The organism is Microcoleus sp. Pol12A5 (assembly GCF_036701435.1).
GTDB lineage: Bacteria > Cyanobacteriota > Cyanobacteriia > Cyanobacteriales > Microcoleaceae > Microcoleus.
Map to the genome: position 1 here is coordinate 1 of NZ_JAUBQU010000316.1, position 1085 is coordinate 1085.

1 protein-coding gene is annotated in these 1085 nt (G+C 42.1%); it reads left to right on the forward strand.

Annotated features, from left to right (window positions below; translation table 11 throughout):
* A partial coding sequence (locus QUA45_RS28970) for a beta strand repeat-containing protein (RefSeq protein ID WP_445305362.1) occupies nt 1-1085 on the forward strand: 1085 nt, incomplete at both ends.

Genomic DNA, 1085 nt, shown 5'->3' on the forward strand with positions numbered 1-1085 from the left:
TTAAGTGCAACAGGAACAATCGAAGCGGGTACTGTAAGTGCAACGAATGCAACGATTACGAACCTGACAGGTTTGAGCAATCTAAGTGTAACAGGTACAGCACAGATCGGCACCGTAAGTGCAACAAGTGTAAATAGTGGATCAGGTACATTTGATAATATCACCGTAACTGGTAATATTATTGGTGGTACGATCAGTGCAACACTGAACGCTGGTACTCAAGGTACGATTACGAACCTTGCTAATATCCAGAGCATTACTGCTACTGGTAATATCACATCTAACAGCATCAGTGCGACAACTGCGAATATTACGAACCTGACTGGCTTAAATAATTTAAGTGCAACAGGAACAATCGAAGCAGGTACTGTAAGTGCAACAAATGCAACGATCACGAACCTGACAGGTTTGAGTAATTTAAGTGTAACAGGTACAGCACAGATCGGAACGGTAAGTGCCACAGCAGTAAACAGCACCAGTGGTACCTTTGATAATATCACTGTAACCGGTAATATTATTGGTGGTACGATCAGTGCAACACTGAATGCTGGTACGCAAGGTACGATCACGAACCTTGCTAATATCCAGAGCATTACTGCTACTGGTAATATCACATCTAACACGATCAGTGCGACTACAGCGAATATTACGAACCTGACTGGTTTAAATAATTTAAGTGCAACAGGAACAATCGAAGCAGGTACTGTAAGTGCAACAAATGCAACGATTACGAACCTGACAGGTTTGAGTAATTTAAGTGTAACAGGTACAGCACAGATCGGCACGGTAAGTGCAACAAGTGTAAATAGTGGATCAGGTACATTTGATAATATCACAGTAACGGGTAATATTATTGGCGGAACAATCAGTGCAACACTGAACGCTGGTACTCAAGGCACGATTACGAACCTGGCTAATATCCAGAGCATTACAGCTACTGGTAATATCACATCTAACAGCATCAGTGCCACAACTGCGAATATTACGAACCTGACTGGCTTAAATAATTTAAGTGCAACAGGAACAATCGAAGCGGGTACTGTAAGTGCAACGAATGCAACGATTACGAACCTGACAGGTTTGAG